Here is a 14,952-nt window from a genome sequence, read left to right as displayed (position 1 = left end):
GTGGACCCGGACCAGTGTGCCGGTATCGTGCCCGGGTGCTGACTGTGACCTCGGTGAACGTGAACGGGCTGCGGGCCGCCGCGAAGAAGGGCTTCGTGGAGTGGCTCGCCGGGACGGAGGCGGACGTCGTCTGCCTCCAGGAGGTGCGCGCCGAGCCGCACCAGCTGCCCGAGGAGGTCCGCCAGCCCGAGGGCTGGCACGTCGTGCACGCCCCGGCCGCCGCCAAGGGCCGCGCGGGCGTCTCCCTCTACACCCGGCGCGAGCCCGACCGGGTCCGGATCGGCTTCGGCTCCGCCGAGTTCGACGGCAGCGGGCGGTACGTCGAGGCCGAGCTGCCCGGCGTCACCGTCGCCTCCCTCTATCTGCCCTCCGGCGAGGTCGGCACCGAGCGGCAGGACGAGAAGGTCCGCTTCATGGGCGAGTTCCTGGCCCATCTGAAGGAGCTGCGCGAGCGGGCCGCCGCCGACGGGCGCGAGGTCCTCGTCTGCGGCGACTGGAACATCGCCCACCGGCAGGCCGACCTCAAGAACTGGCGCGGCAACACCAAGAACTCCGGCTTCCTGCCCGAGGAGCGGGACTGGCTCGGCCGGGTGTTCGCGGCCGAGGAGGGCGGCTACGTCGACGTCGTCCGCGCCCTGCACCCGGACGCGGAAGGTCCGTACACCTGGTGGTCGTACCGGGGGCGGGCCTTCGACAACGATTCAGGTTGGCGCATCGATCTTGCCGTGGCGACGCCCGGGCTCGCCCGACGTGCGGTCAAGGCGGTGGTGGAGCGAGCGGCCAGCCACGAGGAGCGCTGGTCGGACCACGCGCCGGTGACGGTGGTCTTCGAGATGTGAGGCCGGCCGCACGCGAGACCCTGCCGGCAGGCGTGGCCCCCGTGCGGTCCAGAGCGGTCGTCTCAGCCGGTCTGCGGGGCCCGTCCCTCGATCGTGAAGGTCAGGCGTGACGCCTCCGGTCCCCTGTTCCGTTCGGGTCCTCCGCCACGGCGGCCCTTGCCGACGGTGACGCGGACTCCGTCGTGGAGGAGGTCCTCGCGGGTCACAGGGGCCTCCTTCCCTGTCGCTCGGCGGCAGCAGTCGAGTGTGTACTGCTCGAGCCAGTCGGAGCGCACACCGGCCGGTGCCGGGCAGACGTCACCGCGAGCGGTCGCTCGGCACACGTAGTCGCCGTGTGGGTAGCCCTTGCGCGCGGCGAAGTACATGCGCCCGCCGCATCCCCGGCAGTGCACGACACCGATGAGCAGCGCAGACGTGGAGCGCCTGGGGCGGCGGGTGCCGTTCGACCGGACCTGGAGGGCGGCCTGCAGTGCGTCGAACTCGGCCTCGGACAGCAGGGGCTGCCCGATGAGCACGGGTGCACCCGCTTCGTCACGGACCGTCTGGCCGCCATGTGTGCGGTGGCCCTTGAGCGACGGGCTGCGCAGCACCTTGGACAGAGTGCCGGACGTCCACCGGAAGTGGTCGAAGTCGCGTCCGTGGCGGCGGCCCCCCGTTCGGCGCCCCTGGAGTTGGGCGTGGCGGTCTCGCGGGACCGGCACGCCCTGGTCGTTGAGTTCGCGTGCGAGGGCGATCAGCGAGCGCCCGGATCGCACCTCGCTCACCAGCGACCGTACGAGGGAGACGGTCTCGGGATCTGGGGCCAGACACCACCCGCTGCCCGAGGGGTGGGGTGCCTTCCGGTAGCCGAACGGCACCAGTCCGCCGCCGTAGCGGCCCGCCTCGCGCAGGGTGGCGTGGGCACTGGTGAGGCGCGCGGAGATGGTCTCGGCCTCCCGCTGGGCATCGCGGGCCAGCTCCATGCAGCGCCGGATGACGGAGCCGCCTGCCAGTGGCGTCACCACGAGCGGGACGTCGTCCTCGGGCATTCCGAAGGCGAGGGTCCTGCCGTGTCGGCGAGCCCAGGCCATCAACTCGGTCATGTGCTCCACGGAGCGCACAGCACGGTCCACGTGCGACCAGATGACCGCCTCGTACGCATGGGGCCGCTCCAACCAGGGGGAGAGCGCCGGCCTCTCGAACGGAGACGTCGTACGAGCCGAGACGCCGAGGTCCGAGACTTCGGCGACCAACTGGAAGCCGAGGTGGTCCGCGCAGCGCTGGACAGCGGAACGCTGGCGACCCGGTGACGTCGTCACGCTGGTCGCGCAACTCAGACGCAGAGCGGCCAACGCCCGGGGACGTCCGGCGGGGAGCAGCTCGGCGCCGTTGGGCGGAGCCGAGTGCGGGCTAGGGTGGGACATGTCGACACTCCTTGACAGAGTCGGCCGTACCCCGGGGCTGCTGGCACAGCCGCCGGGGCCTTTTCGATCTCACTGTCGGAGATCGAGTCGACATGCGTACGTGCTTGCCGGAAAGCTCCTCCGATGGAGTGAATGATCAGGTCTCAGCCTTTGTTCAGCCGGCGGTCCAGCGCCAGTGAGAGTTCCGCCTCCACGACGCTGCGGGCCAGCGGGCGCAGCCGTGGCAGGTCCTCCTCGGGGGCGTGCCGCAGGATCAGGTCGGCGAAGAGTTCGGCCAGGGCGTCGGCGTGTTCGCGTACGCGGGCGCCGGCCGCCAGCACCTCGGCGAGCGGGATGCCCTCACGGACCAGCGCGGAGGAGACGTCCAGCAGGCGCCGGCTGATGTGGACGATCTCGTCGCCGTCGGTGCCGAGGTAGCCCAGTTCCAGCGCGGCGGCGAGGTTCTCGGGGGTGACCTCGCCCTCGAAGCGGGCGGCGAGTTCCTCGGGGGTGAGGCGGACGGGCTCCTCCTCGGTGGGGGCGCCGACGCCGAGCAGGTCGGCGACATCGCGGCCCTGGTCGAGGGCGTCCGCGAGTTCCGCGATGCCGTTCAGGGTGTGGCCGCGCTCCAGCAGCGCCGCGATGGTGCGCAGCCGGGCCAGATGGTGGTCGTCGTACCAGGCGATACGGCCCTCGCGGCGGGGCGGCGCGATCAGCTTGCGTTCGCGGTAGAAGCGCAGGGTGCGCACGGTGATGCCCGCGAGTCGGGCCAGCTCCTCCATGCGGTACTCGCGCCTGATCGCGGGGTGTTCTGCGTCCTCTGCCACGACCGCAGCCTATGGCGTACCGCCGGTAACTTTCCTTCGTCCGCCCCCTACCGCCCAGTAGGCGACTGCTCTACAGTCCCATTGCGCCAGTGTTCACTGGCAGAGTCCTAGGCGATGCGTGGAGGCTTCGGGATGGCCGAGCACGAGCATGTACGGGTGGCGGTGATCGGGTCCGGGTTCGGCGGGCTGGGGGCCGCCGTGCGGCTGCGCCGCGAGGGAATCACCGACTTCGTCGTCCTGGAGCGGGCCGACAGCGTCGGCGGCACCTGGCGGGACAACAGTTATCCCGGGTGCGCCTGTGACGTGCCCTCGCACCTCTACTCCTTCTCCTTCGCGCCCAACCCCGACTGGCCGCGCACCTTCTCCGGGCAACGGCACATCCGCGCCTACCTGGAGCACGTCACCGACCTCTTCGGACTGCGCCCGCACCTCCGCTTCGACTCCGAGGTCACGCTGATGACCTGGGACGACGAGCACCTGCGGTGGAACATCGAGACCACCCGTGGCGCGCTGACCGCCGACGTCGTCGTCTCCGCCACCGGGCCGCTGTCCGACCCGAAGATCCCCGAGATCCCCGGCCTCGCGTCCTTCCCGGGCAAGGTGTTCCACTCCGCCCGCTGGGACCACGACTACGACCTGCGCGGCAAGCGGGTCGCCATGGTCGGCACCGGCGCCTCCGCCATCCAGATCGTCCCCGCCGTCCAGCCGCAGGTCGGCCGGCTCACCCTCTTCCAGCGGACCCCGCCCTGGGTGCTGCCCCGCGTGGACCGCGCCATCAGCGGCGCCGAGCGCTGGCTGCACCGGCGGCTGCCCGTCACCGCCCAGGTCCGGCGCGGACTGCTGTGGGGCATCCGGGAACTCCAGGTGCAGGCGTTCACCAAGCGCCCGGACGAACTCGGCCTGGTCGAACAGCTCGCCAAGCGGAACATGGCCCGCGCGATCAAGGACCCGGCCCTGCGCGCCAAGCTCACCCCGGACTACCGCATCGGCTGCAAGCGGATCCTGCTGTCCAGCGAGTACTACCCGGCGCTCGCCAAGCCGAACGTGGACGTCGTCGCCAGCGGGCTGAGCGAGATCCGCGGGTCGACGCTCGTCGCCGCGGACGGCACCGAGGCCGAGGCCGACGCGATCATCTTCGGTACCGGCTTCCACGTCACGGACATGCCCATCGCCGAGCGGGTGGTCGGCGCGGAGGGCAGCACGCTCGCGGAGTCCTGGAAGAACGGCATGCGGGCGCTGCGCGGCGCCTCGGCGGCCGGGTTCCCGAACTGGATGACGATCATCGGGCCCAACACCGGCCTCGGGAACTCCTCCATGATCCTCATGATCGAGTCCCAGCTGAACTACATGGCCGACTATCTGCGCCAGCTCGACGTCCTGGGCGGCCGTACCGCTCTCGACGCCCGGCCCGCCGCCGTCGAGGCCTGGAACCACAGGGTGCAGGAGCGCATGAAGCGGACCGTGTGGGACACCGGCGGCTGCACCAGCTGGTACCTGGACGCGAGCGGCCGCAACACCACCATCTGGCCCGGTACGACGACCGAGTTCCGGCGCGCCACCCGGCGGGTGGACCTCGCGGAGTACGAGGTCCTGCGGAAGCCCGCGCGGGTGTCCGGCCCTGGCGCCGGCCCGGCCGGCCGCAAGAGCGGGGCCGCCGCGTGAGCCGGAGCCCCCACGTCACTTCCGGCCCCTACGCCCCGCCGGCCCCGGCCCGTACTCTCACCGCCGTCTCCGCCGACGGCGCGCGGCTGCACGTCGAGGTGCACGGCCCCGAGGACGCGCCGCCGGTCGTCCTCTCCCACGGCTGGACCTGCTCGACGGCGTTCTGGGCGGCCCAGATACGGGACCTGGCCACCGACCACCGGGTGATCGCCTACGACCAGAGGGGGCACGGGCGCAGTCCCGCGAGCCCCGCCTGCACCACCCAGGCGCTGGCGGACGATCTGGAAGCGGTGCTCGCGCAGACCCTCACGCGCGGGGAGAAGGCGCTCGTCGTCGGCCACTCCATGGGCGGCATGACGGTCATGGCCGCGGCCGAGCGCCCCCGCTTCCGGGAACACGCCGCCGCCGTCCTGCTGTGCAGCACGGGGAGTTCACGGCTGGTCGCGGAGTCGCGCGTGGTGCCGTTGCGCGCCGGGCGCGTGCGCACCTGGATCACCGGGCGCGTCCTCGGTTCCCGCGCGCCCCTCGGGCCGGTCACGCCGGTCGCGCGGAGCATCCTCAAGTACGCCACGATGGGCGCCGGTTCCGCCCCGCACATGGTGGAGGCGTGCGCGCGGATCGTGCACGCCTGCCCGCGCGCCGCGCGCCACGCGTGGTCGGCCGTCCTCGCGGCGCTCGATCTCGACCACGGCATACGGCAGTTGAGCGCGCCCACCGCCGTGCTGCACGGCGCGTCCGACCGGCTCACGCCTCCAGTGCACGCCCGCGCGCTGGTCGCCGCGCTGCCGCACTGCGTCGGCCTCACCGAGCTGCCCGGCGTCGGCCACATGACCCCGATCGAGGCGCCGGAGCTGGTGACCGCCCGCATCCGGGACCTCGTCGGCACATATGTCACGGGGGCCGTCCCCGAGCACGGTTCCACCCCCGCGCAGATCAAGGAGGGCGCATGAGCAGGGTCAGCCTCGAAGGGCAGGTCGCGGTCGTCACGGGAGCGGCGCGCGGCGTCGGTGAGCTGCTGGCGCGCAAACTGTCCGCGCGCGGCGCGAAGGTGGCGCTGGTCGGGCTGGAGGAGGAGGCGCTCAAGGAGGTCTGCGGGCGTCTGCACAGCGACAGCGCCCACTGGTACGCGGACGTCACCGACCACGCGACGATGAGCCGGGTCGCCGAGGAGGTGAAGGCGCGGTTCGGGAAGGTCGACATCGTGGTCGCCAACGCCGGTGTGGCGACGGGCGGTCCGTTCGCCGACTCCGATCCGCAGGCGTGGCGGCGGGTGATCGAGGTCAATCTGATCGGTTCGGCGGTGACCGCGCGGGCGTTCCTGCCGGTGCTCGTGGAGAGCCGCGGCTATCTGCTCCAGGTCGCCTCGCTCGCCGCGATCACGCCCGCGCCGATGATGACGGCGTACTGCGCGTCCAAGGCGGGCGTGGAGGCGTACGCGCACAGCCTGCGCGCCGAGGTCGGCTACCAGGGCGTCCGCGTCGGCGTCGCGTATCTGTCCTGGACCGACACCGACATGGTGCGCGGCGCCGACCAGGACGACGTCATGCGGGAGCTGCGGCAGCGGCTGCCGTGGCCGTCCAACAAGACCTACCCGCTGGGTCCGGCGGTGGACCGGCTCGTCGCCGGGATCGAGCGGCGCTCGGCGCACGTGTACGGGCAGTGGTGGCTGCGGGGCATGCAGGGCGTGCGCGGATATCTGCCGGCGCTCATCGGGACGGTCGGGCAGCGCGAGATGAAGCGGTTCGCGCCCCGTCTCCAGGGCATGCGCTCGGGGCTCGTCGGCGCAGGTGGGGCGGCCGATGAGGCGGCCCGCGCTACGCACAGTAACTGATCGACATGCAGGCTGTGTTCGCCCGTGTGAATCTGGTCGAGGCCCCACCGAGGGGCCGGACCCCCACTCATCACGGGAGTGAACCCACATGGGTATGAAGGACCAGTTCCAGGACAAGTCGCGCCAGGCCAAGGAGAAGATGGACCAGGGCCGCGAGAAGACCGGCCAGCGCGGTCAGCAGCAGGGCCGCCAGGGTCAGCAGCAGGGCCGTCAGGGCCAGCAGCCGCCGGAGCGGGGCGGCCAGAACTACCGTGACATCGAGGACACGGAGCAGCAGATGGAGGACCGGCTCGACCGGGACTACGACGCCTGACCGCTGCGCTCGGCTTTGGCCGGTTGACGTGGGGTGCCCTTCTTCCAGGAGGGCACCCTGCGTTGGTTCCGGGGGTGGTTCGGTGGTCTCCTCGGGGGCCGGTGCGTGGTGGCTTGCCGCGCAGTTCCCCGCGCCCCCGGAAGCGCATCCCTTGGTGTCACGTTGCCCTTGGGGGCAGCATGTCACGTAGCCCTCGGGGGCAGCTTCGGGCGGGACCTGTTCGGGACGTCGCTGTAGGTCGGGGGGATCGCCGCCGGGTTGGACTCCAGGAGTTCCAGGGCCAGTTCCACCGCGTCGGCCAGTTGGGCGTGGCGGCCCTCGGCCCAGTCCAGGGGTGTGCGCAGGATCTCCAGGTCGGGGGCGACACCGTGGTTCTCGACGGACCAGCCGTAGGCGTCGAACCAGGCCGCGTTCATCGGGACGGTGATGACCGTGCCGTCGCCGAGGCGGTGCCGGCCGGTCATGCCGACCACTCCGCCCCAGGTGCGCTGGCCGACGACCGGGCCGAGCTTCAGCAGCTTGAAGGCGGCGGTGATCATGTCGCCGTCGGAGGACGTCGCCTCGTCGGCCAGGGCGACCACCGGGCCGCGCGGGGCGTTCGAGGTGTACGACACCGGTTGCGCGTCCCGGGTCAGGTCCCAGCCCAGGATCGTCCGGGTCAGCTTCTCGATGACGAGTTCGCTGATGTGCCCGCCCGCGTTGCCGCGCACGTCCACGATCAGCGCGGGCCGGGACACCTCCATGCGCACATCGCGGTTGAACTGGGCCCAGCCGGAGCCGCCCAGGTCGGGGATGTGCAGGTAGCCGCACCTGCCGCCGCTCAACTCGCGCACGACCTCGCGGCGTTTGGCCACCCAGTCCTGGTAGCGCAGCGGACGCTCCTCGATGAGCGGGACGACGGCGACCCGGCGGGCGTGCCCCGTCTCGTCCTCGGACGGTGTGAACGTCAGCTCCACCGTCGTACCGCCCGAGCCGGCCAGCAGCGGGTACGGGCCCGCCACCGGGTCGACCGGACGGCCGTCGACGTGGGTCAGGACGGCGCCCTCGCGGATGCCCGTGCCGGCCAGCGGCGAGCGGGCCTTGGAGTCGGAGGAGTCGCCGGCCAGGATGCGCTTGACCACCCAGCGCCCGTCCCGGCGGACGAAGTTGGCGCCGAGGAGGCCCTGCCAGCGCTGGTAGTGCGGGGGGCCCTCGTTGCGGCGGGCGGCGGTGACGTAGGCGTGCGAGGTGCCCAGCTCGCCGAGGACCTCGCGGAGCAGGTCGGCGAACTCGTCGGGGGACGCGACCCGTTCGACCAGCGGACGGTACTGGTCGAGCACCGCGTCCCAGTCGATGCCGCACATGCCCGGTTCCCAGAAGTAGGCGCGGATCAGGCGGCCCGCCTCGTCGTAGGCCTGGCGCCACTCGGCGGGCGGGTCGGCCTGGTGCAGGATGCGGCGTACGTCGATCCAGACGGTCGAGTCGGCGTCGCCGACCTCGGTCGAGGGCACCGCCCGCAGGTCGCCCTCGTCCACGACGACCAGCCGGGTGCCGTCGCCGCTCACCGTGAACCAGTCCAGGTGGTCGACCAGTTCGGACTTCTTCGCCTTGGTGATGTTGAAGTACTCCAGGGTCGGGCGTCCGCTGATGTCGGCAGGATTGACGAAGGTCTCGCCGAGCGCGCCGGAGATCGGCCAGCGCAGCCAGACCAGGCCGCCGCCCGCGACCGGGTACAGCCCGGAGTACTTGGAGGCGATCACCGGGAACGGCGTGACCCGGTTCGCCAGCCCCTCGACCTCGACCATCACGGCGCCGGCCTCGCCGGTCTCCTCGTCCTCCAGCGGATCGAGCCCGCCGGCGGCCGGGCGGCCCTCGGGGTTGAGGGCGAACGGGGACGGGGTCGCCGAGGAGAGCGGGACGAGGTACGGGCGGCAGCCGAGCGGGAAGGACAGGTCGCCGGTGTGCACGTCGTAGACCGGGTCGAAGCCGCGCCAGGAGAGGAAGGCGAGGTAGCGGCCGTCGCGGGTGAAGACCGGGTTCTCGTCCTCGAAGCGGCCGTTCGTCACGTCCACGATCAGCCGGTCCTTGATCCGGGCCAGCTTGATCTTGCGCAGGGAGCGGCCGATGCCCGGGTGCGACCAGGTGATCCAGGAGCCGTCGGGGGAGAAGGCGAGGTCGCGGACCGGGCCGTTGATGGACCGGATCAGCTCGGTGATCCCGGCCCCCGCCTCCGCGCCGCCCGGCTCCGTCGCCCCTTCCTCCGGCCCCGACTCCCCTTCCTCCGGCTGCGTCGCCCCCTCCTCCGGCTCCGTCTCCCCTTCCTCCGGCACGTCGATCAGCAGCAGCCGTCCGTCGTGCGAGGCCACGGCCAGGCGTTCGCCCTGGGGGTCGCAGGCCATCTCCAGGACCCGGCCCAGCGCGCCGGAGGCCAGCCGTCGGGGCGCGCGGGCGCCGGTGGCGCGGGGCAGGCGGGCGATCTCGACGGCGTCCTCGCCCTCGGCGTCGGTCACGTAGGCGACCTGCCCGGTGGAGCCCAGCATCTCCGGCAGCCGGACCCGGACGCCGGGCGTGTCGGTGATCGTACGGGCCGGGCCGTCGCGGTGGGTGAGCCAGTACAGGCTGCCGCGGACGACGACCGCGCTGGCCCGGCCGGTCTCGTCCGCGGAGATGCCGTCGATGTTCTGGGCGGCCGGCACCTGGTAGCGGCGGCGGCCGGTGCGCGGTCCGGCGAGCCGGATGTCGAGCTTGCGCGGCACCCCGCCCGGGGAGAAGTCGTCCACCAGCCACAGGTCGCCCGCGCACTGGTAGACCACCCGGTCGCCGTCGCTTGAGGCGTGCCGGGCGTAGAAGGCGTCGTGGTCGGTGTGGCGGCGCAGGTCGGTGCCGTCGTAGGCGCAGGAGTAGAGGTTGCCGACGCCCTCGTGGTCGGAGAGGAAGGCGATCCGGCCGGCGACGAACACGGGGCAGGCCAGATGGCCGTCGAGGTCCGGCAGCAGGCGCCGCCCGTGCAGCCACAGGCGGCCCATGGCGCCGCCGCGGTACCGCTTCCAGGAAGCCGGTTCGTGCGGCGGGGTGCCGGTCAGCAGCAGCGTCCTGCACTCGCCGGCGATGTCGGCGACCTGGATGTCGGCGACCGGGCCCCAGGGCAGCCGCCCGCCCGGGTCTCCGTCGGCGGGGACCTTGTAGGCCCAGGTGAAGTGGGAGAAGGGCTGGCCGTGGGAGGCCACCGCCAGGATGTCGCTCTCCGGGGTCCAGCCGCACACCTGGGTGTCGGCGCTGCCCCAGTACGTCAACTGGCGTGCGGGGCCGCCGTCGACGTCGACGAGGTGGATCTCGGGGACGAGGCTGCGCCAGGTCGTGTAGGCGATCCGGCGGCCGTCGGGCGAGAAGCGCGGGTGGCCGGCCTTGGTGCGGTCCGCGGTGAGCCGCCAGGCGCGGCCCGGGGCGTCGAGGGGGGCCAGCCAGAGGTCGTCCTCCGCGACGAAGCACAGCAGGTCGCCGCTGAGGTGGGGAAGGCGCAGATAGCTCACGTCCCCATGCTTTTCCGGTCAAAGGGCGCGAGCAACTTGTGGGGCCCGCGCTGTCCCGTTCCTTACAGGCCCTTCACCTTCGTGACCCAGCACACGTACGAAACTGTTTCGTTTCGCTGATGCTCGGGGTATCTTCATGGATGTACGAAGAAGAAGGCTCCGGAGTGGGAAGGTGACGGGCATGACCGAAGCTGTTGTGGCGGCACGTCGTAGCCGGATCACACCCGAGCGCGAGGCCGAGCTGTACGAGGCCGTGCTCGACCTGCTCCGAGAGGTCGGCTACGACGCCCTCACCATGGACGCCGTGGCCGCCCGCACCCGGTCCAGCAAGGCCACGCTCTACCGCCAGTGGGGCGGCAAGGCCGAACTGGTCGCCAAGGCCGTGCGGCACAACAAGCCGGGCCGGGCCGGGGACGTCGACACCGGCTCGCTCAAGGGCGATCTGCACGCGCTCACCATGCGCGCGGACGACTGCGAGATGGAACAGAGCTCCGCGCTGATGCGGGGCCTGGCCATGGCGGTGCACGGCAACCCGGATCTGCTCAAGGCGTTCCGGGAGCATCTCATCGAGCCGGAGATGGCGGAGTTCCACCGCGTGCTGCGACGGGCGATCGACCGGGGCGAGGTCCGTGCGGACAACCCCGCGATCGGGTTCGTGATGCACATGATGATCGGCGGGTTCGCCGCCCGCACCATGATCGACGAGCAGCCGCCGACGCAGGACTTCCTCCTTTCGTACATCGACGCCGTGGTCCTCCCCGCCCTCGGCGTTCCCGCGAGCTGAACGCTCTTCCCCAGCAAGCCCACCACCTGACGTCACCGCTCACGTCGTCGGGCTGATCACCCCTGCCCAGCTGAACCCAACGACCTGACCGGGAGTACGCCTCCGTGGCCACGTTCCTCTACAAACTCGGCCGCCTCGCCTTCCGGCGACGGCACTTCGCCGCCCTCATATGGGTCGCGCTGCTGACCCTCGCCGGAGTGGGCGCGGCGTCCGCGCCGGCCGCCGGCAACACGTCCTTCTCCATCCCCGGTACCGAGGCCCAGAAGGCCTTCGACCTGCTGGAACAGCGCTTCCCCGGGATGAGCGCCGACGGCGCCACCGCCCGGGTCGTCTTCAAGGCCCCGAAGGGCGAGAAGATGACGGACGCCGTCAACAAGGCGACCGTCAAGAAGACCGTCAAGGAGCTGGGAAGCGGCTCCGAGGTCGCCTCCGTCGCCGACCCCTACACCGGGCACGCCGTCAGCAAGAACGGCACCGTCGCCTACGCCTCGGTGAAGTACAAGGTCTCCGGCATGGAGCTGGAGGACTCCTCCAAGGACGCCCTGAAGGAGGCCGCGCAGGACGCGCGGGACGCGGGCCTCACCGTCGAGATCGGCGGTGACGCGCTGAGCGCCACCCCCGAGACCGGGTCCAGCGAGATCATCGGCATCGCGGTCGCCGCGGTCGTCCTGGTCATCACCTTCGGCTCGCTGCTCGCGGCCGGATTCCCGCTGCTCACCGCCATCGTCGGGGTCGGCATCGGCGTCTCCACGATCACCGCGCTCGCCAGCGCCCTGGACCTGGGCTCCACCACCTCCACCCTGGCATCGATGATCGGCCTCGCCGTCGGCATCGACTACGCCCTCTTCATCGTCTCCCGCTACCGCGCCGAACTGGCCGAGGGCCGCGAGCGCGAGGACGCGGCCGGACGGGCCGTCGGTACGGCGGGCTCGGCGGTCGTCTTCGCCGGCCTCACCGTCGTCATCGCCCTCGTCGGCCTGTCCGTCGTCAACATCCCGATGCTGACGAAGATGGGCATCGCGGCGGCGGGCACGGTCGCCATCGCCGTCCTCATCGCCCTGACCATGATCCCGGCGCTGCTCGGCTACGCGGGCCGCAGGATCAAGCCGGCCGGCCAGAAGAGCAGGCTGCTCGGCGGCGGCCGTACGCCGAAGAAGCCGGGCCGCCCCAACATGGGCACCCGCTGGGCGAGCTTCGTCGTCCGCCGCCCGGTCGCCGTGCTGCTGCTCGGCGTGATCGGCCTCGGCGCGGCGGCGATCCCCGCCGCCTCCCTGGAACTGGGCCTGCCCGACGACGGCTCCCAGCCGACCTCCACCACCCAGCGCCGCGCCTACGACCTCCTCTCCGAGGGCTTCGGGCCCGGCTTCAACGGCCCGCTGATGGTCGTCGTCGACGCCAAGGGCAGCGCCGACCCCAAGGCCGCGTTCACCAAGGTCGGCGACGAGATCAAGGGCCTCAAGGACGTCGTCACCGTCACCCCCGCCGCACCCAACAAGGCCGGCGACACCGCGACGATCACGGTCGTCCCCGACTCCAAGCCGTCCTCGACCACCACCGAGGACCTGGTGCACGCCATCCGCGACAAGGGCGCGGACATCGCCCGGGAGACCGACTCCGAGGTCCTGGTCACCGGCTCGACGGCGATGAACATCGACGTCTCGCAGAAGCTGAACGACGCGCTCCTGCCGTACCTGGCGCTGGTGGTCGGCCTGGCCTTCCTCCTGCTGATCGTGGTCTTCCGCTCGATCCTCGTCCCGCTGAAGGCGGCCCTCGGCTTCCTGCTCAGCGTGATGGCGGCCCTCGGCGCCGTGGTCGCGGTCTTCCAGTGGGGCTGGCTGTCGGGCCTGATGAACGTCGAGGAGACCGGCCCGGTCATGTCGATGATGCCGATCTTCATGGTGGGCGTCGTCTTCGGCCTCGCGATGGACTACGAGGTGTTCCTCGTGACCCGCATGCGGGAGGCGTACGTCCACGGCGAGAAGCCCAGTCAGGCGGTGGTGACGGGCTTCAAGCACGGCGCGCGGGTCGTGACCGCCGCCGCCGTCATCATGATGGCCGTCTTCTCCGGCTTCATCGGCTCCAGCGAGTCGATGGTCAAGATGATCGGCTTCGGCCTCGCCATCGCCGTCTTCTTCGACGCCTTCATCGTCCGCATGGCCATCGTCCCGGCGGTCCTCGCCCTGCTCGGCAAGCGGGCCTGGTGGCTGCCGAAGTGGCTGGACCGCGCGCTGCCGAACGTGGACGTGGAGGGCGAGGGCCTGCGCGCCCACGCCGAGCGCGAGGAGGAGAAGGAGCTGGTACGCGCCTGACGTACCGCTCCTGACACAGAGCGGCCGGTGAGGGTGCCCGTGGGGACGGGGCTGCACCCTCACCGGCTTTCTGCCGTCACCGCCCGCCCGGAATACGTTTCGTCCGTCCCACGGTGACCCGCTAGCGTGCGCGTATGACGACGACTGCTCATCCTCGTTTCGCCGCCGCCGTGGAGGAGTCGGGGCTGGGGGAGTTGCTGCCCCGGGTCCGGAGCTTCCCCGAGGCGACCCGGACCGCCGCCGAGGCCGCCGCCGCCATCGGGTGCGAGCTGAGCCAGATCTGCAAGTCGCTGGTCTTCGCGGCCGACGGGGTGCCCGTGCTGGTGCTCATGGACGGGGCCTCGCGGGTGGATGTCGAGCGGGTGCGGCGGGAACTGGGGGCCGGGAAGGTCACCCGGGCCGATGCCGGGCTCGTGCGCGAGACCACCGGGTACGCCATCGGCGGGGTGCCGCCCTTCGGGCACCGCACGCGCACGCGTGTCCTCGCCGACCGTTCGCTGCTCGCCCACGATGTGGTGTGGGCGGCGGCCGGCACGCCGTACACCGTCTTCCCGATCGAGCCGAAGGAACTCGTCACCCACGCGGGCGCGACACTGGTGGACGTGCGCGAGCAGCGCGCGTGACACCGCTGGTCGCGACGGCCGTCCTGCTCGCCGCCGTCACCCACGCCAGCTGGAACGCCATCGCGCACCGCATCACCGACAAGCTCGTCGGCTTCGCCCTGATCTCCGGCGGCGGGCTGCTGATCGGGCTCGCGGCGACCCCGTTCACGGCGTTCCCGGCGGGGCCCGCCTGGCCGTACCTGTTCGCCTCGGCCGCCGTGCACATCGCCTACTACGCGCTGCTGATGACCTCGTTCCGGCTGGGCGACTTCGGGCAGGCGTACCCCATCGCGCGCGGCAGCGCCCCGCTCGTCGTCACCGTCCTCGCCGCCGTCTTCGCGCACGAGGTGCCCGGCGCCTGGGCGAGCGCCGGCATCGCCGTGTCCTGCCTGGGGCTCAGCGGGGTCGGGCTGTGGGGGCTGCGGGGGAAGCGGCCCGACTGGGCCGCGATCGGCGCGGCCCTCGGGACGGGGGTGACCATCGCCGCGTACACGGTCATCGACGGCCTGGGCGTGCGGGCCTCGGGCACCTCCCTCGGGTACATCGCCTGGCTCATGGCCGTCCAGGGGGCGGTGCTGCCCGCGTTCCTGTACGCACGCGCGCGTGCCGACACGGTACGGCTCCTCCGGCCGTACGCCGCCCTCGGCTTCCTCGGCGCCGCGCTGTCCGTCGCCGCGTACGCCCTGGTGCTGTGGGCCCAGACCCGGGCCGCGCTCGCCCCCATCGCCGCCCTGCGCGAGTCGTCCATCATCGTCGGCGCGGCCATCGGCGCCCTGTTCTTCAAGGAGCGCTTCGGGGCGCCCCGGATCGTGGCGGCGGGCCTGGTGGTCGTGGGGATCGGGTTGATGCTGCGGGCCGGTTAGCGCGGCGCACGGCGCCGACATGACGGGCCGG

At 72.1% G+C, this 14,952-nt stretch carries 12 protein-coding genes; 9 read left to right on the top strand and 3 right to left on the bottom strand.

The window, feature by feature from the left end; genetic code table 11:
• Window positions 1-44 precede the first annotated feature (44 nt).
• Entirely contained in the window at window positions 45-839 is a 795-nt protein-coding gene (locus tag ACZ4WH_RS07855; RefSeq protein ID WP_468177875.1) for an exodeoxyribonuclease III, read from the top strand.
• A 62-nt stretch (window positions 840-901) separates the two neighbouring features.
• On the opposite strand, the gene ACZ4WH_RS07850 is transcribed toward ACZ4WH_RS07855, so the two are convergent.
• Complete coding sequence (locus ACZ4WH_RS07850; protein WP_468177716.1) at window positions 902-2,242, bottom strand: recombinase family protein; 1,341 nt, start codon at window positions 2,240-2,242, stop codon at window positions 902-904.
• A 143-nt stretch (window positions 2,243-2,385) separates the two neighbouring features.
• On the bottom strand, window positions 2,386-3,003 hold the full coding sequence (locus tag ACZ4WH_RS07845) for a MerR family transcriptional regulator (RefSeq protein ID WP_468177873.1): 618 nt from the start codon (window positions 3,001-3,003) through the stop codon (window positions 2,386-2,388).
• Window positions 3,004-3,180: 177 nt separating this feature from the next.
• On the opposite strand from ACZ4WH_RS07845, the gene ACZ4WH_RS07840 reads away from it, so the two are divergent.
• From ACZ4WH_RS07840 to ACZ4WH_RS07825, 4 genes are all read left to right on the top strand, one after another.
• Window positions 3,181-4,710: a flavin-containing monooxygenase gene (locus ACZ4WH_RS07840; RefSeq protein ID WP_468177714.1), complete on the top strand. Its 1,530-nt coding sequence runs from the start codon at window positions 3,181-3,183 to the stop codon at window positions 4,708-4,710.
• Complete coding sequence (locus ACZ4WH_RS07835; RefSeq protein ID WP_468177712.1) at window positions 4,707-5,660, top strand: alpha/beta fold hydrolase; 954 nt, start codon at window positions 4,707-4,709, stop codon at window positions 5,658-5,660. The genes ACZ4WH_RS07840 and ACZ4WH_RS07835 overlap by 4 nt, the downstream gene beginning before the upstream one ends.
• A complete protein-coding gene (locus ACZ4WH_RS07830) occupies window positions 5,657-6,541 on the top strand; it encodes an SDR family oxidoreductase (RefSeq protein WP_468177710.1) in 885 nt (294 codons plus the stop codon). The genes ACZ4WH_RS07835 and ACZ4WH_RS07830 overlap by 4 nt, the downstream gene beginning before the upstream one ends.
• 88 nt (window positions 6,542-6,629) lie before the next feature.
• Entirely contained in the window at window positions 6,630-6,854 is a 225-nt protein-coding gene (locus ACZ4WH_RS07825; RefSeq protein ID WP_468177708.1) for a hypothetical protein, read from the top strand.
• Between the two features lie 182 nt (window positions 6,855-7,036).
• On the opposite strand, the gene ACZ4WH_RS07820 is transcribed toward ACZ4WH_RS07825, so the two are convergent.
• Complete coding sequence (locus tag ACZ4WH_RS07820) at window positions 7,037-10,363, bottom strand: S41 family peptidase (RefSeq protein ID WP_468177706.1); 3,327 nt, start codon at window positions 10,361-10,363, stop codon at window positions 7,037-7,039.
• A gap of 181 nt (window positions 10,364-10,544) precedes the next feature.
• On the opposite strand from ACZ4WH_RS07820, the gene ACZ4WH_RS07815 reads away from it, so the two are divergent.
• The 4 genes from ACZ4WH_RS07815 (at window position 10,545) to ACZ4WH_RS07800 (ending at window position 14,921) form a co-directional block, all read left to right on the top strand.
• Window positions 10,545-11,147, top strand: a complete 603-nt coding sequence (locus ACZ4WH_RS07815) for a TetR/AcrR family transcriptional regulator (RefSeq protein ID WP_468177704.1) — start codon at window positions 10,545-10,547, stop codon at window positions 11,145-11,147.
• Between the two features lie 104 nt (window positions 11,148-11,251).
• Window positions 11,252-13,456 carry an MMPL family transporter gene (locus ACZ4WH_RS07810; RefSeq protein WP_468177702.1) on the top strand — a complete coding sequence of 735 codons (2,205 nt, stop codon included), beginning with the start codon at window positions 11,252-11,254 and terminating at the stop codon, window positions 13,454-13,456.
• 134 nt (window positions 13,457-13,590) lie between these two features.
• Window positions 13,591-14,079, top strand: a complete 489-nt coding sequence (locus ACZ4WH_RS07805) for a YbaK/EbsC family protein (protein ID WP_468177700.1) — start codon at window positions 13,591-13,593, stop codon at window positions 14,077-14,079.
• Window positions 14,076-14,921: an EamA family transporter gene (locus ACZ4WH_RS07800; RefSeq protein ID WP_468177698.1), complete on the top strand. Its 846-nt coding sequence runs from the start codon at window positions 14,076-14,078 to the stop codon at window positions 14,919-14,921. Before ACZ4WH_RS07805 ends, ACZ4WH_RS07800 begins: the two co-directional genes overlap by 4 nt.
• Window positions 14,922-14,952 lie beyond the last annotated feature (31 nt).

Source organism: Streptomyces sp. NPDC029138, assembly GCF_055564375.1.
The sequence above is the reverse complement of the archived record's forward strand: the minus strand, read 5'-3'. Positions and strand labels throughout refer to the sequence as shown.

Excerpts from the sequence above, each read along its gene's own strand:
- ACZ4WH_RS07815 (WP_468177704.1), top strand. The coding sequence starts at position 10,545 with ATGACCGAAGCTGTTGTGGCGGCACGTCGTAGCCGGATCACACCCGAG.
- ACZ4WH_RS07825 (WP_468177708.1), top strand. The coding sequence starts at position 6,630 with ATGGGTATGAAGGACCAGTTCCAGGACAAGTCGCGCCAGGCCAAGGAG.
- ACZ4WH_RS07850 (WP_468177716.1), bottom strand. The coding sequence starts at position 2,242 with ATGTCCCACCCTAGCCCGCACTCGGCTCCGCCCAACGGCGCCGAGCTG.
- ACZ4WH_RS07830 (WP_468177710.1), top strand. The coding sequence starts at position 5,657 with ATGAGCAGGGTCAGCCTCGAAGGGCAGGTCGCGGTCGTCACGGGAGCG.
- ACZ4WH_RS07840 (WP_468177714.1), top strand. The coding sequence starts at position 3,181 with ATGGCCGAGCACGAGCATGTACGGGTGGCGGTGATCGGGTCCGGGTTC.
- ACZ4WH_RS07805 (WP_468177700.1), top strand. The coding sequence starts at position 13,591 with ATGACGACGACTGCTCATCCTCGTTTCGCCGCCGCCGTGGAGGAGTCG.
- ACZ4WH_RS07845 (WP_468177873.1), bottom strand. The coding sequence starts at position 3,003 with ATGGAGGAGCTGGCCCGACTCGCGGGCATCACCGTGCGCACCCTGCGC.